Origin of the sequence: Listeria marthii, assembly GCF_014227425.1 — a bacterium.
Classification (GTDB): domain Bacteria; phylum Bacillota; class Bacilli; order Lactobacillales; family Listeriaceae; genus Listeria; species Listeria marthii.
The window spans coordinates 1-18,794 of the sequence record NZ_JAASWB010000003.1 but is presented as its reverse complement, the minus strand read 5'-3'; the positions used below and the strand labels follow the sequence as shown (position 1 = coordinate 18,794).

The window sequence follows — 18,794 nt, the reverse complement described above, 5'->3', positions numbered from 1 at the left end:
TGAATATTAATGAAAAAAATTCTTATCGGAGGAATCCGACTTTATCAAAAATATATTTCGCGGTTCACCCCGGCGACTTGTCGTTTTTATCCAACCTGTTCTGCTTACGGGATTGAAGCGATACAGACGCACGGTGCTTTAAAAGGAAGCTACCTCGCGATTAGACGTATTTCTAAATGCCACCCATTTCATAAAGGCGGGCTGGATTTCGTGCCACCTAAAAAAGATAAAAACGATGATTCCGAGCATCACTGCAAAGCGCATCATCATCATTAATAATAGCATGAATCGGTTTACGCCGGTTCATTTTTTTCTTGCTTTTTATGAAAGAATAAGGTATTATCAAGTTCGGACTATAAATCGTAATTACTACGATTCGCATATTATTTAAACAAGAACAATTTCGATTTAGAGGAGTGAATGGATTGAAAAAAAGCTATCTTATCGTATTAACCGCACTATTATCCGCTTTATTAATATTGACTGGCTGTTCGGACAGCAGCGCTACAAAAACGAACAGTGATAAATTAACCGTTTATACGACGGTATATCCTTTGCAGTATTTAACAGAACAAATTGGTGGCAAATATGTTGACGTTAACAGTATTTACCCGCCCGGTTCAGACGCTCACAGCTTTGAGCCAACACAAAAAGATATGATGAAAATTGCCGATAGTGATTTATTTTTCTATATTGGTCTTGGCATGGAAGGATTTGTCGATAAAGCAGAAAAAACATTAGCAAACGAACATGTCACTTTCGTCCCTACCGCTGAAAAATTAGATTTACCAACAGATCCGGACGCAGCCGAGGAGCATGACCATGAAAGCGAAGAAGAACACGAACACGGCGATATCAACCCGCACGTATGGTTAAATCCAGTTTATATGGAACAAATGGCCACTGTCGTCAAAGATAAATTAATCAAAGAAATGCCTGACCAAAAAGAAACTTTCGAGAAAAATTATCAAGCTGTCGAAGAAAAATTAAAGACACTTGATCAAGATTTCCGCACTGTCACAAGCGAGGCCAAACAAAAAGATTTCGTTACTGCTCATGCTGCCTATAGCTACTGGGAAACAGAATACAAATTGCACCAAATCCCCATCGCCGGCGTATCAACAAGTGACGAACCATCTCAAAAGAAACTAAAATCGATTGTCGAAAAAATCGAAGCAGAAAAAATCCCGTATATCATGTTGGAACAAAACACGAATTCTAAAATAGCGGATGTAATCCAACAAGAAACAAACACGAAAACCTTAACACTGCATAATTTAGAAACATTAACGCAAAAAGATATCGACAACCAACGCGATTACCTTTCCATCATGAACGACAACTTAAAAGCTTTAAAAGAAGGACTTAATTACTAAAAAAGAAAGGCGCTCTAAGTAATAGAGTGCCTTTCTTTTAATTTATTACGTTGAATTTTACCAGAAGCTGTTTTAGGTAAATTGTCGACAATTGTTATTTGTTTAGGAATTTTAAAACTAGCTAAGTTCGTTTGGCAAATGGTGCGTAATTCCGTTTCATCAAAAGTTTGTTCCGCAACGATAAAAGCGACTGGAACACTTCCCCATTTGTCATCTGGCTTCCCTACTACCGCGACTTCTTTCACCGCTTCATAAGTAGCTATAACATGTTCTATTTCGGTTGGATAAATGTTCTCTCCGCCCGAGATAATCAAATCCGAGCGACGCTCTAACACGAATAGAAAGCCTTCTTCATCCAAATAGCCAATATCGCCCGTTTTAAACCAGCCATCCACAAAGGCAGCATTTGTTGCAGCATCATTGTGTAAATATCCTGGCGTAATCGATGGCCCTTTTAATAAAATTTCCCCGTCATCCGCAATTTTGACTTCTGCTGGAAATAACGCTTTACCAGAAGAACCAATTTTAGTTAAGGCATCTTTCGGTGGTAAGGTGACGATTTGCGATGCCGTTTCGGTCATACCAAATGATTGCACTAACGGTATATCACGTTGCTTGCAAATTTCCAAAACAGCCTTACTCGCCGGTCCCCCGCCAAGGAGCACAGTTCGTAAATTCGGATGATAGCTACCTCCGTGTATTTTCAGTAATCGTTCAAGCATCGAAGTCACGACTGAAATCGTAGAAACTTGGCCACTTTCTAGCAATTGGGTGATTTTTTCTTCGTTAAAATGTTCTTCCAAATATACCGGAATTCCGTAAATCACCGAGCGCATCATAATCGATAAACCGCTAATATGGAAAATCGGCACAGCACAAAGCCAGCTATCTTTTTCGGTCAAGCCTAAATTTAAAACAGAAGCAACCGTACTCCACCAATGGTTTTCATAGGTTTGCATAACACCTTTGGGCTGCCCGGTTGTCCCTGATGTATACATAACCGAAGCCACACGCGATAAGTCCCATATTTCTATCAGTGCCGGCGCTATGTAGACTGTTTGTTGCAATTCGGTGTAGCTAATTCCAGTTGCCACTTTATCCGCAAAGGAATCGGCCATAATCACTTGTTGTACTTCCGCATTGGCGAGTTGAAAAGCAATTTCTTTTTTCGTCAAACGGTTATTGAGGAATAGCGTGACAGCGCCAAGTTGTTGCAAGGCATGAATAAGCAAGAACGTCATTCGGTCGTTTTTTCCTAGCAAGGCGACCATCTCGTCTTTTCTAATACCACGCGCGAACAATTTCCCTGCAAGTCGCTCCACGGCGTCACTTATTTCCGCAAATGTTTCTTCTTTTCCTTCAAAAACGAGCGCGGTCTCGTTAGGAGAAAGCCGCACTCGTTTTTGAAGCCAGTTTGTCATGTCCATTTTTACACCTTCAAATCAAGGGAATTTTGGAAATTGATCAAAGTCAGGATCGCGTTTTTCTTTAAAGGCATCGCGACCTTCTTTTGCTTCGTCCGTTGTATAGTATAGAAGTGTTGCGTCACCAGCTAATTGCTGAATACCCGCTAAACCATCTGTATCTGCATTGAACGCCGCTTTGATGAAACGAAGCGCAGTCGGACTTTTTTGTAACATTTCTTTCGCCCAAGCTACTGTTTCTTTTTCTAAATCTGCTACTGGAACAACTGTGTTAATCCAGCCCATTTCAAGTGCTTCGTCCGCTGAATATTGACGGCACATGAACCAAACTTCTTTCGCTTTCTTATGTCCGATAACACGTGCTAAATAGCCAGAACCATAACCAGCATCAAAGCTACCAACATTCGGTCCAGTTTGACCAAACTTCGCGTTATCTGCAGCAATTGTTAAGTCACATACTAATTGAAGAACGTTTCCTCCACCAATTGACCAGCCTGCAACCATCGCGATAACTGGTTTTGGAATAACTCGAATTAAACGTTGTAAGTCAAGAACATTCAAGCGTGGAATTTGGTCATCACCAACATAGCCGCCGTGACCACGAACTTTTTGATCTCCGCCAGAACAGAAAGCTTTTTCGCCTTCCCCAGTTAAAATAATCACGCCAAGATTTGAATTATCACGCGCTAAGTTAAATGCATCAATCATTTCTGTTACTGTTTTTGGTGTAAATGCATTATGTACTTCTGGACGATTAATCGTAATTTTCGCGATTCCTTCGTAACTTTCATATTTGATTTCCTCGTATACTTTTTCTGTTTGCCAATTAAAACTCATTTTTCTTCCTCCTTTAAAATAACTTCCAGCCAGTTGTTAAGCTGACTTGAAAAGATGTTTGGTTGCTCTAAATAAACTGCATGCCCCGCTTCTTGCACCGTAACATGCGTGCTATTTGGTAAAAGTTGTTGCATATCTTGCGCGATTTTCTCGAATTTCTCATCTAAAGCGCCAGTAACGAGTAGCACAGGAAAAGTAAAGCCTGCTAGCTTATCCCAGTATGAGGGTTGCTTTCCAGTGCCCATTCCCCGTAAACTCATCGCCAAGCCGTGCGGATTTTGCGCTAGCCGTTCAGACCTAATTCGCTTTTTCTGTTCAGCTGGCAAAACAGACTGTGAATTAAAAAGGGCTAAGTTTTCCCAGTAATCGACAAAAGACGTGATGCCTTCTGCTTCAATCCGGTCTGCTAAACGGTTATCGGCTTGAACTCGACTCGCACGAACATCCGCTTGCCTAAGTCCCGGTGAGCTACTAACTAATACAAGTCCGCGCACCATTTCTGGATACGCGGCGGCAAAAGCAGTCGCCACTCGCCCGCCCATCGAATAACCAAGCACAAAACATTTGGCGATTTTTAATTGATGTAACATCTCGGCCAAATCAGCGCATATTTCTTGTATCGAATAGCGCGCCACTTCTTCTGGGCTTGCTGTTTTTCCGTGCCCAAGTAGATCTGGCGCGACAATATTATACCATTCTTTTAAATGGGAAATGCTATTTTGAAACGTTTCGCTTGATCCTGTAAAACCATGCAACATTAGTAAAACGGGTTTATCGCCACTTAAAGAATTTTTCAGATAGTAATGTTGACCATTTACTAACATATTAATCTAATGCCTTTAATGCGTCCGCAATTTTAGCCCAAAGTGATTGGTGGTTTGCTTTATTTTCGTGACGATTTGTTTTCACTTCGATAATATCCAAACCTTTGTGGTAACCAGCTTTATCAATTGCTTCTTCCAGCTCATCAGTCGTTTTCGCCTCATGATAGTCCGCATCGTAAAATGCAGCAGCAAAGCGAAAATCAAGCTCGGTTGAAGTACCAAATAGCGACTCGAAATATTTTGGTTCATTTGCTTGCGGTAAAAACGAGAATATCCCACCACCGTCATTATTGACGATAATAATAGTCAGATTCATCTTATATTTTTTCGCCATAAGCAAACCATTCATATCATGATAAAATGACAAATCACCAATTAGTAAAAACATCGGTTGGAACACGACACTAGCACCTAACGCCGAAGAAACAACTCCATCAATACCATTCGCGCCGCGGTTTGCAAGCATTTTTATTTTCTTATCAATTTGTGGGAAATACGTGTCAACATCGCGAATTGGCATACTGTTACCAATAAATAATCCCGCTTTATCCGGCAATAAGCGACGTAATTCTGCAACAATCTTACCTTCTTCTAAAGTAGTTGTATTCGCCATTTCTGACATAACGATTTCACGAGCAACTTTATTGTAAGCAGTCCATCTGTTTAACCACGCAGCATTTTTCGCATCATCTGGCATATTTTGTTGCATAATATCTAGTAAAAATCGCTCGTCACAGTGAATCATATCCGTTACTGCTTTAATCGGATCTTTCCAAGCAGCTCCAGGATCCACCACGTAAAAACGAATATCTGCCAGTTGTTCTAACCAATTTTTAAGTGGTTTAGAAACGGGCATACTTCCGAAACGAATCACGACTTCCGGTGTTAAATTAGCCAAAAGATCTGCTTCTTTTAAAAACGCATCATATTGGTCAATCACCACTTCATCCATCGCCCCGTAAGAACGGAGTCCAGAAAGCGGATCTGCTAAAATCGGCCAACCTAGTTTTTTCGCTAAATCAACCATCGGCTGTTCCAATTCTTTTTTATCGATTGGACCTACGACGAAAACTCCTTTTTTGCCAATACATTCCGTCACCATTTTTTGAATCGAGCTATCGTCCAACACTTCATGCGTATAATAAATATGTACGTGATGATGTTTTTTTCCGGTTGCGATAAATGGTGAAGGCTCTAAAATCGGTACAAGTGGTTCCCGCAATGGGAAATTCAGATGGACTGGGCCACGTGGAGTTTTCATTGCGATATCCACCGCGCGACTGCCATGCCATTTTGCATAACGAAGCATTTCATCGCTATTTTCAGGAAGCGCCATATCGGTAAAATCTTTGACATGCGAACCATATAAATGTAACTGATCCATCGCTTGTGGAGCCCCGACATTTCGAAGCTCATGCGGACGATCAGCGGTTAAAACAATCAGTGGAATCTGTGACAAATTCGCTTCAACAACTGCTGGGAAATAGTTTGCCGCCGCAGTTCCAGAAGTACAAAGCAGAACAACTGGACGTTTTGAAGCCTTCGCCAGACCTAGTGCAAAAAAGCCAGCCGAGCGTTCGTCAACATCCACATAAATTTTCAAAATCGGATGTTCTGCCATCATCAGTGCAAGCGGAGTAGAACGTGAACCCGGGCTAATAATTGCTTCTTTCACACCGGCTTGCACGAGTTCCTCAATAAATGCAGCTAGATAATCTGTCAGCACTTGTTCGTGGTTTGTCATTTCTTTATGCCTCCTAATACGCGTAACATCGGTTGGAATTTAACCGCCGTTTCTTTTAATTCTTCTTGTGGTACAGAATCACCAACAATCCCGCAACCAGCATAGATTAACCCTTGCGAATCAACAATTAAGCCAGAACGAATGGCAACGGCGAACTCACCAGAGCCTTTTAAATCAATCCAACCAATCGGTGCACCGTAAAATCCACGGTCCATTTCTTCCTTCATACGAATAATCGCTAGCCCCATTTTTTGAGGTAAGCCGCCAAGTGCTGGCGTTGGATGAAGAGCTTTCACCATTTCTAACATCGAAACTTCTGGTTTTTTCTTCGCGGAAATATTCATATATAAATGTTGAATATCGCGATTTTTCAAAAGTACGGGTTGACTAGATAACGATAGCCCTGTTGTAAATGGTTTTAACGTTTCTTCCATCATTTGTACAACATAAGAATGCTCTCGTAAATTTTTGGCATCTTTTAGTAACGCGTTTCCTAATGCTTTGTCCGCTTCTTCAGTAGCGCCACGCTCCGTAGAACCAGCCACGCATGATGAGTGAATCGTATCCCCATTTACAGCCAGTAATCTTTCTGGAGTTGCTCCGAAAAAGACCCCTGTTCCCTTTTCAATCAGGAAGAAATAACTATTTTCTTGTGTTGCTAGCATATTTTCTAAAATAATTGCGCTATCTACTTGGCGCTGGAACCGTAGCCCCATGCGTCTAGCTAGAACAACTTTTTTCACGTCTTCTGAATGATTAATCATATCGATAATTTCACTCGCAGTTTCTAGGAAATGCTCTTTGCCTATCTCCTTGAAATCTGTCAGTAACGCCATTTCAGCTTCATTAACCTCTTGATGAATGATTTTTTGCCATTGATTAAAAACAGCTTCTAATTTACTTTCCGTATCGTCTGAATAAATGGACAGGTTGACCGTTAAGTAACTTTTACCATCTTTATTCGTCAACATAAATAACGGTAAGTAAAACAAGCCATCTTTGAAACTTTGCCATTCTTTCTCTGTATCACGTTCAGGATCAAAGGCAAAACCACCAAAGTAAATTGGGCCAGTTGCATCTACTGTAGCATTCGTTACACTAGTGCGTAGCCTTTTTTCAATTTTCTCTTGCAGTCCAAGAAAAGCATCTTTTTTCTTCTCCGCCAAAAATTGTTTCGTTACACCAAAACCGGTCATCGTCAGCGTCATTTCTGGATTTTGCCAGAAAAAACGTTCACCTTTAAAAGCAGTACCAGCTTTTTTAAACAATTTGACTGGAGACACTAATTCATCTAACTCAGTTACCCAGCTAAATAGAGCCGGTTGATCTTGGCTTGCGCTACGTTTCGCTTGATTAAATAAATCAAGAGGCAATTTAGTATTCATATGCTTATCTCTCCTTTTACATTCACATCTTCTATTATACCAAAAATGGAGCTAAACTGCTTGGTTTGCGTTTTTTCTTTCATTTCGTCATTAATTATTGACGCCGTTGCAATATTTCCCTAAAATGAAGGGTAGACATCTGAAACATATGGAAGTGAAAAAGGAGAGAAAAACATGGCTAATGCCTCAAAATCTGCACTTACGAAACAAACTGGTTTTCAAAAATGGTGGACGTTACTTCGCCCCCATACACTTGTAGCCTCTTTTGTTCCGGTATTTCTTGGAACATCGGTCGCAATGAGCTACACCAGTTTTCATTTTACACGTTTTATCGTCATGCTAATTGCTTGTTTCTTCATACAAACATCCGCCAATTTATTCAATGAATATTTTGATTATAAAAAAGGGCAAGATGATGAGCACTCGGTCGGCAATGGTGGTGCTATCGTTCGTAACGGTATGCGTCCCGGATTCATTTTGTTCCTCGCAATCTTTTTATACATTTTATCGATTCTCGGCGGTGTTTATTTATCCTTCGAGTTAAATTGGTATGTTGGCTTACTTGGTGCTATTTGTATGTTAGTTGGTTTCCTTTATACGGGCGGGCCATATCCAATCGCTTATACGCCATTTGGTGAAATCATGGCAGGCTTCTTCATGGGAGGAATTATAACTTTCATATCCTTCTACATCCAAGCCGAATTTATTAGTATGTTTATCGTATATGTATCCATTCCAGTTATGGTACTTGTCGGTAACTTGCTACTTGCCAATAGTATTCGTGATTTAGTACCTGATAAGAAAAATGGTCGTTTGACTTTAGCTATCTTGCTTGGACGTAAATGGGCAACCGTATTGTTCGCAGCAGCCTTTCTTTTCAGTTATGTATTTGAGATTTCCCTTATTTTTACGCAAGATGCTCCGTGGTGGACACTGTTAATTTTACTAAGTTTGCCAGAAGCCGTTCGTGCCGTTCGCCGCTTCATTGGTAAAACGTCGCCAATCACAATGGTTCCAGCGATGAAATCCACTTCCAAAGCATTAACTATCTTTGGAATCACACTAGCGCTTGCTTACCTTTTAAGCCTATTATCTCGAAACTTATTCATGTAAAAAAACTGGTTGTCATAACGACAACCAGTTTTTTATTTGGAAACAATTTGGACTTGCTGTTTGTTTTGAACATATTTCGCCAGTTCAATCGATAAATCATACCGCAAAAATGGCGTAATAATATAAATCCCTTGAAAATGCTCACAAATCGCATCCACTAACTCGCGCGCGATCGCCATACCTTCTTCATTAGCGTGTCCGTGCTCTTCCGCTTCTCTCATTCGCTCACGCACCTCATCGGTCAAACGAATTCCGGGAACCTCATTATGAAGAAATTCCGCATTCCGACTCGATAAAAGTGGCATAACCCCAATGAAAAGTGGCACATCAATCTTTGCTTTTTGCAAGGCCTCCTTTAGTAAAACAGCTTTATTCACGTCATAAATTGGCTGGGTAATAATATAATCGGCACCGTATTCCACTTTTCGCTCAATTAACCGAACCGCTTTTTCTAAGTTCAGCACATTCGGATTAAACGCTGCGCCAACATGGAATCGCGCCTTTTCTTTCAGCGACTTCCCAGTATAAGAAATCCCAGCATTAAATTTTTTAATCAGCTGAACTAACTCCACTGATCTTAAATCAAACACTGACGAAGCTCCGGGAAAATCCCCTACCTTAGTTGGATCACCAGTAATCGCCAGCACATCATGTAACCCCAATTTATGAAATCCCATAACATGTGAGTGCATCCCAACCAAATTATGATCCCTCGTCGTCAAATGAATGAGTGGTTTAATCCCATACTCATGCTTCAAAATCGAAGCCAGCGCCATATTACTAATCCGCGGCGTCGCAAGTGAATTATCCGAAATCGTAATCGCATCAACCCCTGCCGCGTCAAGCGCCTTGGCCCCTTCAAAAAATTTCGTTGTATCAAAAGTCCGCGGTGGATCCAGTTCAACTAAAATCGTCAAACGTTCCTTCACTTTATCAAGCAATCGCTCACCTGACTCCGCGTCTTCCAATTCTTCCGGAACAAGTTCCAAAATCGGTCGCACTTCTTTTTCTAAAATAGGCTTCGTCGATTCCAGCCCTTCACGTAAAGCACGGATGTGGTCTGGAGTCGTCCCACAACAACCACCAATAATCCGAGCGCCTTCTTGACGAAAAACCTCACCATATTGCGCAAAATAATCCGTATCCGATTGATAAATGACTTTACCTTCTTGCATTTCTGGCAAACTAGCATTCGGATAAACAGCCAAATACGCTTTATCATAAAGCGGCACTGTTTCCAGAGCACGCGCCATGTGATATGGACCAAGTCGGCAATTAATACCAACGACATCCGCCCCAAGCGCAATCAATTCCTCCAGCGCATCCGGTAATTTTTGCCCATTTTGCAGTATGCCCGGTTCATGCATCGAAACATTCGCAACCACTGGCAAATCGGTCGTTTCACGCAGAATTTTTAGTACTGTTTTAAGCTCATCTAAATCATAATACGTTTCCAGCAAAATCGCATCCACACCGTCTAACAAAAAACAGTATAGCTGCTCCCTGAAACTACGCTTAATTTCTTCAAGTGGAGCCGCCGGAAGTCTTGCATCCACTGCCCCATTTATCCCACCAATCGTGCCGAAAATATACGTTCCAGTCCCTCTGGCAGCTTCCTTCGCCAACCGAATCGCCGCTTGATTAATCCGCTTCACTTCATCCTCTAAACCATATCGCGCTAATTTAATATAATTGGCACCATATGTATTCGTTTGGATAATATCCGCCCCAGCACCAATATACGCTTTATGAATCGCGACAATATCTTCCGGATGAGACAAATTCAGCTCCTCAAACGAACGATCCACCCCGTAAGAATAAAGCAAAGTGCCCATCGCGCCGTCAGCAATTAATACTTTTTCACTTAAATCTTTTCTTAAATTCACTTGACGACACTTCCTTTCTTAATGAACGAAAGTGCTTGTTTCAAATCAGCAATTAAATCATCGGCATCTTCTAAACCAGCGGAAAAACGTAATAATCCTGGTGTAATTCCTTGTGCCAAACGCTCCTCTTCCGGAACAGCCGCATGAGACATTTTTGCAGGATACGATAAAATACTCTCCACCGCACCTAAACTCACTGAAAATACCGGCAATTCCAAATGTGTTACTAGTTCCCGCACCGCTTCTTCACTACCTAAATCAAACGATAAAACAGCTCCGCCACTTGTCGCCTGTTCCACTTGAATGTCATAGCCCGCATGAGATGGCAACCCCGGATAATGCACCGCAACCACATCTGGTTCCGCATTTAAAAATAGCGCAATTTTCTCCGCCGTTTCCGTCCCAGCCTTCATCCGCACAGAAAGTGTTTTTAGTCCGCGCAATAACAACCACGAATCCTGCACTCCAAGAACCCCACCAGTCGAATTTTGCAAAAAGTACACTGCTTCAGCCAGATTAGGATTATTAGTAACAACAAGCCCTGCCAAAATATCACTATGTCCGCCAAGAAACTTCGTCGCACTATGAATAACCAAGTCCGCACCTAGCTCTAACGGCTTTTGAAGCAGCGGCGTTAAAAACGTATTATCGACAAATGTATAGCAACCATTCGCTTTCGCAAGTTTGGCCACCGTCCGAATATCCGTCACATGCAACAACGGATTAGACGGCGTTTCCAAGTAAACCAGCTTTGTATTCGCCTGAAAAGCCTTCGCCACCTCATCAATGTTCGTCGTATCAACAAACGTATGCGTAATCCCAAATCGCGGCAACACTTGCTCCACCAAACGAAACGTCCCGCCATACACATCTTTCGCAATAATAAAATGATCCCCTTTTGAAAGTGTAAAAAGCGCCGCAGAAACAGCAGCCATTCCACTAGCAAAGGCAAAACCGTTCGTTCCACCTTCCAGTTCCGCAATGGCTTGTTCCACTTTTTCTCTCGTTGGATTCCCGCTTCTCGCATAATCATACGCATGATAGTTGTCAAAGTCATGCTGATGGAAAGTAGATGATAAATGAATGGGCGTATTCAGCGCACCGGTCTCTTTATCAATCCCTAAACTCGCTTTAATCACAGCCGTATCTTGCGCATATTCTTTAACCACGAGCGGTCACCCCTTCCAAAACCGTATCAAGCGCCTTAGCTAAGTCAGCAATCAAATCCTCACTCGCTTCAATCCCCACCGAAATGCGCAACAATTTATCCGTCAGTCCATACGAATTTCGCAACTCCACCGGAATATCTGCATGCGTCTGCGTTGTGGGATAAGTAATCAAACTCTCCACCCCGCCTAAACTTTCCGCAAAAGTAAACAATTCCAGCTCTTTCAAAAGTGGCGATACGAGCGACGCATCTTTAATAAAGAAACTAATCATCCCACCGCGTCCCGGATAGCGCACTTCCTCCACCAGCTCATGCTCTTCCAAAAACGCCGCGATTTTCTGCGCATTCGCTTGATGCTGTCTCACACGTAAAACCAACGTCTTGAGTCCACGAATCAATAACCAACTATCAAATGGCGATAGCACCGTCCCCGTCGCATTCAACTGATCAAAAAAGAATTTCCCAAGTTGTTCCTCTTTTACAATTACCGCCCCGGCTAGCACATCATTATGTCCACCAAGATACTTCGTCGCGCTATGAATCACAATATCCGCGCCCAAAGTTAACGGTTGCTGTAAAACCGGCGTATAAAACGTATTATCCACAATCACAAGCAAATCATGCGCATGTGCCCATTCCGCAACAGCCGCAATATCTGTTTCCTGCATCAATGGATTAGTAGGCGTTTCAATAAAAATTGCCTTCGTTTCCGGACGAACCAATTTTTCCAAATCAGTAATCTCCGCCCCGTCCCAATAAGAAAATCCAATCTGATATTGCGCACCAAACTGTTCAAAATATCTAAAAGTCCCCCCGTACAAATCCTGCGAGCTAATAATATGTTCGCCGGTTTTAAAAAGCTGGAAAACGAGTTGAATCGCGCTCATCCCTGAACTCGTTGCAAAAGCATGCGTCCCATTTTCTAGTTCCGCGAGTGCTTCTTGCAAAGCATCTCGCGTCGGATTTCCAGTTCTAGTATAATCATACCCCGTTGATACTCCAAGATCGGCATGCTGGTAAGCTGTAGAGAAGTAGACTGGCATATTGACAGCACCCGTTCTTTCACATTTTCTATTTCCAATTTGCGCTGCTATCGTCTCTTGTTTCAGCTTTGCCATAATTACCTCTCCTCCATTCCTTTATTTCTCTAATACTTGATATTCCGCACGAACTTCTTTAGTCGCTTTAATCATATCTTGCAGCGCCGCAATCGTTTCAGGTTCTTTCCGCGTTTTCAACCCACAATCCGGGTTAATCCAAAATTGTTTCGCATCAATTGCCCGTAACGCCCGGCGAATATTGTCTTTAATTTCTGTCACAGTTGGAACACGTGGACTATGAATATCATAAACCCCAAGGCCAATTTCCTTATCGTATGTCACTTCTTCAAACGTCGAAATAATCTCCCCGTGGCTTCTTGACGTTTCAATTGAAATAACATCCGCATCCAAAGCACTAATCGTATCAATAATATCGTCAAAATCCGAATAACACATATGTGTATGAATTTGCGTATCATTTTGTACCGAAGCAGTTGTTAATTTAAACGAATAAACCGCATCATTTAAATATTTTTCCCATCTAGCTTGTTTCAGCGGCAAACCTTCACGTAAAGCCGGCTCATCGACTTGAATCACTTTAATGCCATTACGTTCTAAGGCTTCTACCTCTTTACGAAGTGCGAGTCCAACTTGATTCGCAACGACACTTTCAGGAACATCATCACGAACGAAACTCCAATTGATAATAGTGACTGGCGCAGTAAGCATTCCCTTGACCGGACGTTTCGTTAACGACTGGGCATAGACACTTTCTTTCACCGTAATTTCTTCTGTAAAAGCAACATCCCCGTAGATAAGTGGCGGACGAACCGCTCTCGAACCATATGATTGCACCCAACCAAATTTCGTTGCTTGGAAACCAGCCAATTTTTGCCCGAAATATTCCACCATATCTGTCCGTTCAAATTCGCCGTGGACCAATACATCAATATCTAAATCCTCTTGAATTTTAATCCAGCGCGCCGTTTCCTTTTCAATAAAAACATTATATTCCGCATCCGTAATATTACCTTTTAACCAATCAGCCCGAGTTTTCCGAACTTCCGGCGATTGTGGGAAACTTCCGATTGTCGTTGTTGGAAATAGCGGTAAATTCAACCAAGCATGCTGCAATTTAATCCGTTCCGCAAATGGCAACTCCCGGTCAACCCGAACATTTTCCAAATTCGCAATCGCTTCTTGCACTTCTAAATTGTTTCGGTGACTCGATTCATTAAGCGCCGTCACTGCCGCACGAGCTTCTTCAAGCTCAGCCGCCACACTTTCCGCACCATCCGTCAAAGCCTTCGTCAAAATGGCAATTTCATCTAATTTCTGATCAGCAAACGATAAACCACCGAGAATCACTTCATCCAAATCTGGTTCGCTCAATTTCGTCACTGGCACATGTAGTAAGGAGTTGGAAGGCTGCACAATCAATTTCCCATCCGCCACATAATCCGCAATCTCAGTAAGTAGCGAAAGTTTTGCATCCAAGTCACTCCGCCAAACATTCCGACCATCAATCACACCAGCCGCTAAATATTTATCTTCCGGGAACCCATGAGCCTTCAACGCTTTGAGCGAATCGCCATGATCATGAACAAAATCAATCCCAACCGCCGCTACCGGTAAATTAACAACCTCTTCATAATAATCCAAACTTTCAAAATAAGTTTGCAACTCGATTTTCAAATTTGGTACCGCGGTTTGAAACGCCTGATACACTTTTTCAAATAACTTAATTTCTGATTTATCAAAGCTAGTTGCCAGATAAGGCTCATCAATTTGCACCCACTTAGCACCAGCCCGCTCAAGCTCTTTCAAAATTTCCACATACGCCGGAATAAATTTATCTAATAACGCTTCAAAATTTTCCGCATCGTTCCCTTTTCCAAGTTTTAAGTAAGTAACCGGACCAACAAGCACTGGCTTACCTTCAATACCAAGCTCTTTTTTCGCTTCTTCGTAATAATAAAGCGCCCGATTATCCAACACTTTCGGATCCGCATCCGCCAGTTCAGGAACAATATAGTGATAGTTAGTATTAAACCATTTAGTCATTTCAGAAGCAACCGCGTCACTTTTACCACGTGCAATATCAAAATATGTATTTAGCGAAACTTTCCCACCATCATGCTGAAAACGTTTTGGAATAATCCCAAATGTCACACTCGTATCAAGCACTTGATCATAAAAACTAAAATCACCCACCGGAATCAAATCAATTCCTTTGTCTTGTTGCTTTTTCAGCGCATGCAATCGTAGAGCCTTCGTTTCAGCCAACAATTCCTCTTCTGAAATCGCACCATTCCAGAATTTTTCTAACGCACGTTTCCATTCACGTTTCTCCCCAAGTCTCGGATACCCCAAGTTTGAACTAATCGCCTTTACCATACCTATCACCTTATCCTCTCGATTTTTTGCCAATAAAAAACCTCCCTAGAGAACTAGAGAGGTTTGGAAGTTTCGATACACAAATACACTGAAACTTTTTAAGTCTCTCTTATCTCTCGAAGCATCACACTTCGCAGGATTTAGCACCTTTTCAACGTATTGAAAGGTTGCCGGGTTTCAACGGGCCAGTCCCTCTACCACTCATTATAAGAGCAATTTATTTAGTTTTTTTAATCACTTAAATTGGATTGAAATCATCATACCACTTGCACCTAAAAACTGTCAATCATTAAATTTCCATTTTCTTTTCTAAAGCATCTTTCCGTGCTCCAAAAGCTAACAACAAACAGCCTAAAACAAGCATTCCTGCCACCACAAAATAAAATATTTGATTTCCAAAAATCCCAATCATCATTCCAGTCGCACTCGGCCCAATAATGCTCCCCAAGCTAAAGCACATTCCAACCAAAATATTCCCAGCCGGAAGCAATTCCAGTGGTGTCAAATCAGTCATATAAGACAACCCCAGCGAGTAAAGCGACCCAAGTAATATCCCCAAAACAAAGAAGAAAATCACATATAAAACAGGCATCTTAACAAAAGCAGTCAACACAAAAACAACCGCCCCCGCTCCCGTCAAAAGTGGTAACACCTTCCCACGACCAAATTTATCACTAACAATCCCAATCGGCACTTGAAAAATAATCGTCCCCACCGAAAAAGAAGAAATTATCATTGCTATCATCATCGTATCGAGTCCATCACGAAGTCCTACAACCGGAAAAGTTGCATTCAGCCCAGTTTCCAAAATCCCATACAAAAATGGCGGAATCATCGCGACCCAAGCCAACTTAAAAACATCTGAAAAGCGCTTCAAACTCCCAAAAAAAGAAATTTTCCGAATAACCGCCTTTTCTCCAACAAAATCATTTCGAATAAACCAAACTAGCCCCCAAGCAATCAACACTAAAATCCCAGATAAAAAGAAAGGTAAGTTTGCATTTATTTTTGCCAAATTGACCAATTGTGGCCCTATTGCAAATCCCAATGAGAAAAACAATCCATAGATCGCCATATTCCGACCACGCTTACTAGCATCACTCATAGCACCAATCCAAGTCTGCGATGAAAAATGTAACATATGATCCCCCACACCAATGAGCAACCGCAATATAAACCAAAAATATAAATTAAACCAAATTGGAAAAGCCAAAATTGCAACCGCAACTAGCCCTCCCCCAACTAAAATAATCGGCTTATAACCATATTTATGCAGTGGTGCCTCAATAAACGGAGAAATAAGTAAAACTCCTAAATAGATCCCTGTAGCATGAAATCCATTAATTCCTGCACTAATACCATTCTCTTCTAATATGATTGCAATAAGCGGCAATAACACCCCTTGTGACAGCCCCGAAATCGCTACAACCATTGTTAAAATCCAAAACTTCCCTTTTGATCCCATTTGCTACCTCCAAAAACATAGTAAATAAAAAAACAATGCCATAATCGACATTGTTTTTTAGGATGACCCGTACGGGATTCGAACCCGTGTTACCGCCGTGAAAGGGCGGTGTCTTAACCGCTTGACCAACGGGCCAATCTGGCGGAGAAGGAGGGATTTGAACCCTCGCGCCGCGCGAGCGACCTACACCCTTAGCAGGGGCGCCTCTTCAGCCACTTGAGTACTTCCCCAGATATAAAAAATTCTATTCTCATTTAAAGAATAACTCCACAGGCAGGACTCGAACCTGCGACCGATCGGTTAACAGCCGATTGCTCTACCAACTGAGCTACTGTGGAATAAAATGGGCCTAAATGGACTCGAACCATCGACCTCACGCTTATCAGGCGTGCGCTCTAACCAGCTGAGCTATAGGCCCTCAGTAAAACTATTTTATGGTAAAAAGCGGGTGATGGGAATCGAACCCACGACAACAGCTTGGAAGGCTGTAGTTTTACCACTAAACTACACCCGCATAATATAAATTTTAAAAACAAAGGGCGGATAATGGGAATCGAACCCACGAATGCCTGAACCACAATCAGGTGCGTTAACCACTTCGCCATATCCGCCATAAGGCAAAATTGTTTAAAAAAAGAATGGCTTGGGACAGAATCGAACTGCCGACACCTTGAGCTTCAATCAAGTGCTCTACCAACTGAGCTACCAAGCCATAATGGCGGTCCCGACGGGATTTGAACCCGCGATCTCCTGCGTGACAGGCAGGCATGTTAACCCCTACACCACGGAACCACTATTGCGGGGGCAGGATTTGAACCTACGACCTTCGGGTTATGAGCCCGACGAGCTACCAGACTGCTCCACCCCGCGACAATAATATTAAATTTTAGTCCACATATCACAAGTGAAAAAACGGAGGAAGAGGGATTCGAACCCCCGCGCGGTATTACCCGCCTGTCGGTTTTCAAGACCGATCCCTTCAGCCAGACTTGGGTATTCCTCCATGATAATAATAAAGTGACAAGTGGACCTTGCAGGACTCGAACCTGCGACCGGACGGTTATGAGCCGTCTGCTCTAACCAACTGAGCTAAAGGTCCAAGATTGAAAATAGCGGCGGAGGGAGTCGAACCCACGACCTTTCGGGTATGAACCGAACGCTCTAGCCAGCTGAGCTACGCCGCCATAATAATAAGGCTACCATTTTCTACTTATGTGGTTAAATGTGAAGCAAGTGGAGCCTAGCGGGATCGAACCGCTGACCTCCTGCGTGCAAAGCAGGCGCTCTCCCAGCTGAGCTAAGGCCCCATAATAATAAGGGATTAAACTATCGGGAAGACAGGATTCGAACCTGCGACCCCTTGGTCCCAAACCAAGTGCTCTACCAAGCTGAGCTACTTCCCGTTTAATAAAGTGCGCCCAAGAGGAGTCGAACCTCTAACCGCTTGATTCGTAGTCAAGTACTCTATCCAGTTGAGCTATGGGCGCAAATAAAAATAATGCCGAGGACCGGAATCGAACCGGTACGGATATCACTATCCGCAGGATTTTAAGTCCTGTGCGTCTGCCAGTTCCGCCACCCCGGCATATTGGAACTTTTGTAAACAAGCGGAAGACGGGGTTCGAACCCGCGACCCCCACCTTGGCAAGGTGATGTTCTACCACTGAACTACTTCCGCATATTGTATAATAAGTGCGGGTGAAGGGACTTGAACCCCCACGCCTCGCGGCGCCAGATCCTAAATCTGGTGCGTCTGCCAATTCCGCCACACCCGCAAAAAGTGAGCCGTGCTGGGTTCGAACCAGCGACCCTCTGATTAAAAGTCAGATGCTCTACCAACTGAGCTAACGGCTCTCTACAATAAAATATATACTATTATAAAGATAATATTAATGGTGCCGGCTGCAAGAGTCGAACTCGCGACCTACTGATTACAAATCAGTTGCTCTACCAACTGAGCTAAGCCGGCATAAAAAATGGAGGTTAACGGGATCGAACCGCTGACCCTCTGCTTGTAAGGCAGATGCTCTCCCAGCTGAGCTAAACCTCCAGAAATACTGCCCGGCAGCGACCTACTCTCGCAGGGGGAAGCCCCCAACTACCATTGGCGCGGAGAAGCTTAACTACCGTGTTCG

General features: G+C 42.6%; 13 protein-coding genes, 21 tRNA genes, 1 rRNA gene and 1 riboswitch. Of the genes, 3 read left to right on the top strand and 32 right to left on the bottom strand.

Annotated elements, in window-relative coordinates; all coding sequences use genetic code 11:
* The first annotated feature begins 9 nt into the window (after window positions 1-9).
* Both yidD and HCJ55_RS05525 read left to right on the top strand, forming a co-directional pair.
* Window positions 10-276: a membrane protein insertion efficiency factor YidD gene (yidD, locus tag HCJ55_RS05530; protein ID WP_008948028.1), complete on the top strand. Its 267-nt coding sequence runs from the start codon at window positions 10-12 to the stop codon at window positions 274-276.
* A 149-nt stretch (window positions 277-425) separates the two neighbouring features.
* A complete protein-coding gene (locus HCJ55_RS05525; RefSeq protein WP_185517384.1) occupies window positions 426-1,376 on the top strand; it encodes a metal ABC transporter substrate-binding protein in 951 nt (316 codons plus the stop codon).
* A 14-nt stretch (window positions 1,377-1,390) separates the two neighbouring features.
* Here the strand turns inward: HCJ55_RS05525 and HCJ55_RS05520 are convergent, their stop codons facing one another.
* From HCJ55_RS05520 to HCJ55_RS05500, 5 genes are read right to left on the bottom strand one after another with little or no spacing between them, the layout of a single operon-like run.
* Window positions 1,391-2,803: an o-succinylbenzoate--CoA ligase gene (locus HCJ55_RS05520; protein WP_185517382.1), complete on the bottom strand. Its 1,413-nt coding sequence runs from the start codon at window positions 2,801-2,803 to the stop codon at window positions 1,391-1,393.
* 15 nt (window positions 2,804-2,818) lie between these two features.
* Window positions 2,819-3,637, bottom strand: coding sequence for a 1,4-dihydroxy-2-naphthoyl-CoA synthase (menB, locus tag HCJ55_RS05515; protein ID WP_008948030.1), 819 nt, complete (start codon window positions 3,635-3,637; stop codon window positions 2,819-2,821).
* Complete coding sequence (gene menH / locus HCJ55_RS05510; RefSeq protein ID WP_185517380.1) at window positions 3,634-4,461, bottom strand: 2-succinyl-6-hydroxy-2,4-cyclohexadiene-1-carboxylate synthase; 828 nt, start codon at window positions 4,459-4,461, stop codon at window positions 3,634-3,636. Before menH ends, menB begins: the two co-directional genes overlap by 4 nt.
* A gap of 1 nt (window position 4,462) precedes the next feature.
* On the bottom strand, window positions 4,463-6,205 hold the full coding sequence (gene menD, locus HCJ55_RS05505) for a 2-succinyl-5-enolpyruvyl-6-hydroxy-3-cyclohexene-1-carboxylic-acid synthase (RefSeq protein WP_185517378.1): 1,743 nt from the start codon (window positions 6,203-6,205) through the stop codon (window positions 4,463-4,465).
* A complete protein-coding gene (locus tag HCJ55_RS05500; RefSeq protein ID WP_185502364.1) occupies window positions 6,202-7,590 on the bottom strand; it encodes an isochorismate synthase in 1,389 nt (462 codons plus the stop codon). Before HCJ55_RS05500 ends, menD begins: the two co-directional genes overlap by 4 nt.
* Window positions 7,591-7,764: 174 nt before the next feature.
* On the opposite strand from HCJ55_RS05500, the gene HCJ55_RS05495 reads away from it, so the two are divergent.
* Window positions 7,765-8,703 (top strand): 1,4-dihydroxy-2-naphthoate polyprenyltransferase, encoded by a 939-nt coding sequence (locus tag HCJ55_RS05495; RefSeq protein WP_008948034.1) that lies wholly within the window; start codon window positions 7,765-7,767, stop codon window positions 8,701-8,703.
* A 32-nt stretch (window positions 8,704-8,735) separates the two neighbouring features.
* Here the strand turns inward: HCJ55_RS05495 and HCJ55_RS05490 are convergent, their stop codons facing one another.
* From HCJ55_RS05490 to rrf, 27 genes are all read right to left on the bottom strand, one after another.
* A complete protein-coding gene (locus HCJ55_RS05490; protein ID WP_185517376.1) occupies window positions 8,736-10,589 on the bottom strand; it encodes a bifunctional homocysteine S-methyltransferase/methylenetetrahydrofolate reductase in 1,854 nt (617 codons plus the stop codon).
* Entirely contained in the window at window positions 10,586-11,758 is a 1,173-nt protein-coding gene (gene metC, locus HCJ55_RS05485; protein ID WP_185506959.1) for a cystathionine beta-lyase, read from the bottom strand. The genes HCJ55_RS05490 and metC overlap by 4 nt, the downstream gene beginning before the upstream one ends.
* Window positions 11,751-12,875, bottom strand: a complete 1,125-nt coding sequence (locus HCJ55_RS05480; protein ID WP_185502368.1) for an aminotransferase class I/II-fold pyridoxal phosphate-dependent enzyme — start codon at window positions 12,873-12,875, stop codon at window positions 11,751-11,753. The genes metC and HCJ55_RS05480 overlap by 8 nt, the downstream gene beginning before the upstream one ends.
* Window positions 12,876-12,896: 21 nt before the next feature.
* Window positions 12,897-15,194 carry a 5-methyltetrahydropteroyltriglutamate--homocysteine S-methyltransferase gene (metE, locus tag HCJ55_RS05475; RefSeq protein WP_185517655.1) on the bottom strand — a complete coding sequence of 766 codons (2,298 nt, stop codon included), beginning with the start codon at window positions 15,192-15,194 and terminating at the stop codon, window positions 12,897-12,899.
* 106 nt (window positions 15,195-15,300) lie between these two features.
* Window positions 15,301-15,407, bottom strand: a riboswitch (SAM riboswitch).
* A gap of 76 nt (window positions 15,408-15,483) precedes the next feature.
* The gene (locus HCJ55_RS05470; RefSeq protein ID WP_185506957.1) at window positions 15,484-16,659 is read right to left on the bottom strand and encodes an MFS transporter; all 1,176 of its coding nucleotides are present in this window, start codon (window positions 16,657-16,659) and stop codon (window positions 15,484-15,486) included.
* A 63-nt stretch (window positions 16,660-16,722) separates the two neighbouring features.
* Window positions 16,723-16,794: transfer RNA gene (locus tag HCJ55_RS05465), tRNA-Glu, on the bottom strand.
* Window positions 16,795-16,798: 4 nt separating this feature from the next.
* A tRNA-Ser gene (locus HCJ55_RS05460) sits at window positions 16,799-16,889 on the bottom strand.
* Window positions 16,890-16,924: 35 nt separating this feature from the next.
* Window positions 16,925-16,997 (bottom strand) — tRNA-Asn (locus tag HCJ55_RS05455).
* A 6-nt stretch (window positions 16,998-17,003) separates the two neighbouring features.
* Window positions 17,004-17,077 (bottom strand) — tRNA-Ile (locus HCJ55_RS05450).
* 25 nt (window positions 17,078-17,102) lie between these two features.
* Window positions 17,103-17,173: transfer RNA gene (locus HCJ55_RS05445), tRNA-Gly, on the bottom strand.
* A 24-nt stretch (window positions 17,174-17,197) separates the two neighbouring features.
* Window positions 17,198-17,270: transfer RNA gene (locus tag HCJ55_RS05440), tRNA-His, on the bottom strand.
* Between the two features lie 28 nt (window positions 17,271-17,298).
* Window positions 17,299-17,371: transfer RNA gene (locus HCJ55_RS05435), tRNA-Phe, on the bottom strand.
* Window positions 17,372-17,375: 4 nt separating this feature from the next.
* Window positions 17,376-17,451 (bottom strand) — tRNA-Asp (locus tag HCJ55_RS05430).
* A 4-nt stretch (window positions 17,452-17,455) separates the two neighbouring features.
* A tRNA-Met gene (locus HCJ55_RS05425) sits at window positions 17,456-17,529 on the bottom strand.
* Between the two features lie 43 nt (window positions 17,530-17,572).
* Window positions 17,573-17,662 (bottom strand) — tRNA-Ser (locus tag HCJ55_RS05420).
* Between the two features lie 22 nt (window positions 17,663-17,684).
* A tRNA-Ile gene (locus HCJ55_RS05415) sits at window positions 17,685-17,758 on the bottom strand.
* Between the two features lie 11 nt (window positions 17,759-17,769).
* Window positions 17,770-17,843 (bottom strand) — tRNA-Met (locus HCJ55_RS05410).
* Window positions 17,844-17,893: 50 nt separating this feature from the next.
* Window positions 17,894-17,966, bottom strand: a tRNA-Ala gene (locus HCJ55_RS05405).
* A gap of 22 nt (window positions 17,967-17,988) precedes the next feature.
* Window positions 17,989-18,062 (bottom strand) — tRNA-Pro (locus HCJ55_RS05400).
* Between the two features lie 10 nt (window positions 18,063-18,072).
* Window positions 18,073-18,146, bottom strand: a tRNA-Arg gene (locus HCJ55_RS05395).
* A 12-nt stretch (window positions 18,147-18,158) separates the two neighbouring features.
* A tRNA-Leu gene (locus HCJ55_RS05390) sits at window positions 18,159-18,244 on the bottom strand.
* A 21-nt stretch (window positions 18,245-18,265) separates the two neighbouring features.
* Window positions 18,266-18,337: transfer RNA gene (locus HCJ55_RS05385), tRNA-Gly, on the bottom strand.
* Between the two features lie 15 nt (window positions 18,338-18,352).
* Window positions 18,353-18,434, bottom strand: a tRNA-Leu gene (locus HCJ55_RS05380).
* Between the two features lie 6 nt (window positions 18,435-18,440).
* Window positions 18,441-18,513: transfer RNA gene (locus tag HCJ55_RS05375), tRNA-Lys, on the bottom strand.
* A gap of 39 nt (window positions 18,514-18,552) precedes the next feature.
* Window positions 18,553-18,628, bottom strand: a tRNA-Thr gene (locus HCJ55_RS05370).
* Between the two features lie 8 nt (window positions 18,629-18,636).
* A tRNA-Val gene (locus tag HCJ55_RS05365) sits at window positions 18,637-18,709 on the bottom strand.
* A 9-nt stretch (window positions 18,710-18,718) separates the two neighbouring features.
* Window positions 18,719-18,794 (bottom strand): 5S ribosomal RNA (rrf, locus tag HCJ55_RS14045); the annotation flags it as partial.

Bases quoted from the DNA above. Each gene is read 5' to 3' on its own strand.
- yidD (WP_008948028.1), top strand. From the start codon at position 10: ATGAAAAAAATTCTTATCGGAGGAATCCGACTTTATCAAAAATATATT.
- menD (WP_185517378.1), bottom strand. From the start codon at position 6,205: ATGACAAACCACGAACAAGTGCTGACAGATTATCTAGCTGCATTTATT.
- HCJ55_RS05495 (WP_008948034.1), top strand. From the start codon at position 7,765: ATGGCTAATGCCTCAAAATCTGCACTTACGAAACAAACTGGTTTTCAA.
- HCJ55_RS05520 (WP_185517382.1), bottom strand. From the start codon at position 2,803: ATGGACATGACAAACTGGCTTCAAAAACGAGTGCGGCTTTCTCCTAAC.
- menB (WP_008948030.1), bottom strand. From the start codon at position 3,637: ATGAGTTTTAATTGGCAAACAGAAAAAGTATACGAGGAAATCAAATAT.
- HCJ55_RS05470 (WP_185506957.1), bottom strand. From the start codon at position 16,659: ATGGGATCAAAAGGGAAGTTTTGGATTTTAACAATGGTTGTAGCGATT.
- metE (WP_185517655.1), bottom strand. From the start codon at position 15,194: ATGGTAAAGGCGATTAGTTCAAACTTGGGGTATCCGAGACTTGGGGAG.
- HCJ55_RS05500 (WP_185502364.1), bottom strand. From the start codon at position 7,590: ATGAATACTAAATTGCCTCTTGATTTATTTAATCAAGCGAAACGTAGC.
- HCJ55_RS05480 (WP_185502368.1), bottom strand. From the start codon at position 12,875: ATGGCAAAGCTGAAACAAGAGACGATAGCAGCGCAAATTGGAAATAGA.
- menH (WP_185517380.1), bottom strand. From the start codon at position 4,461: ATGTTAGTAAATGGTCAACATTACTATCTGAAAAATTCTTTAAGTGGC.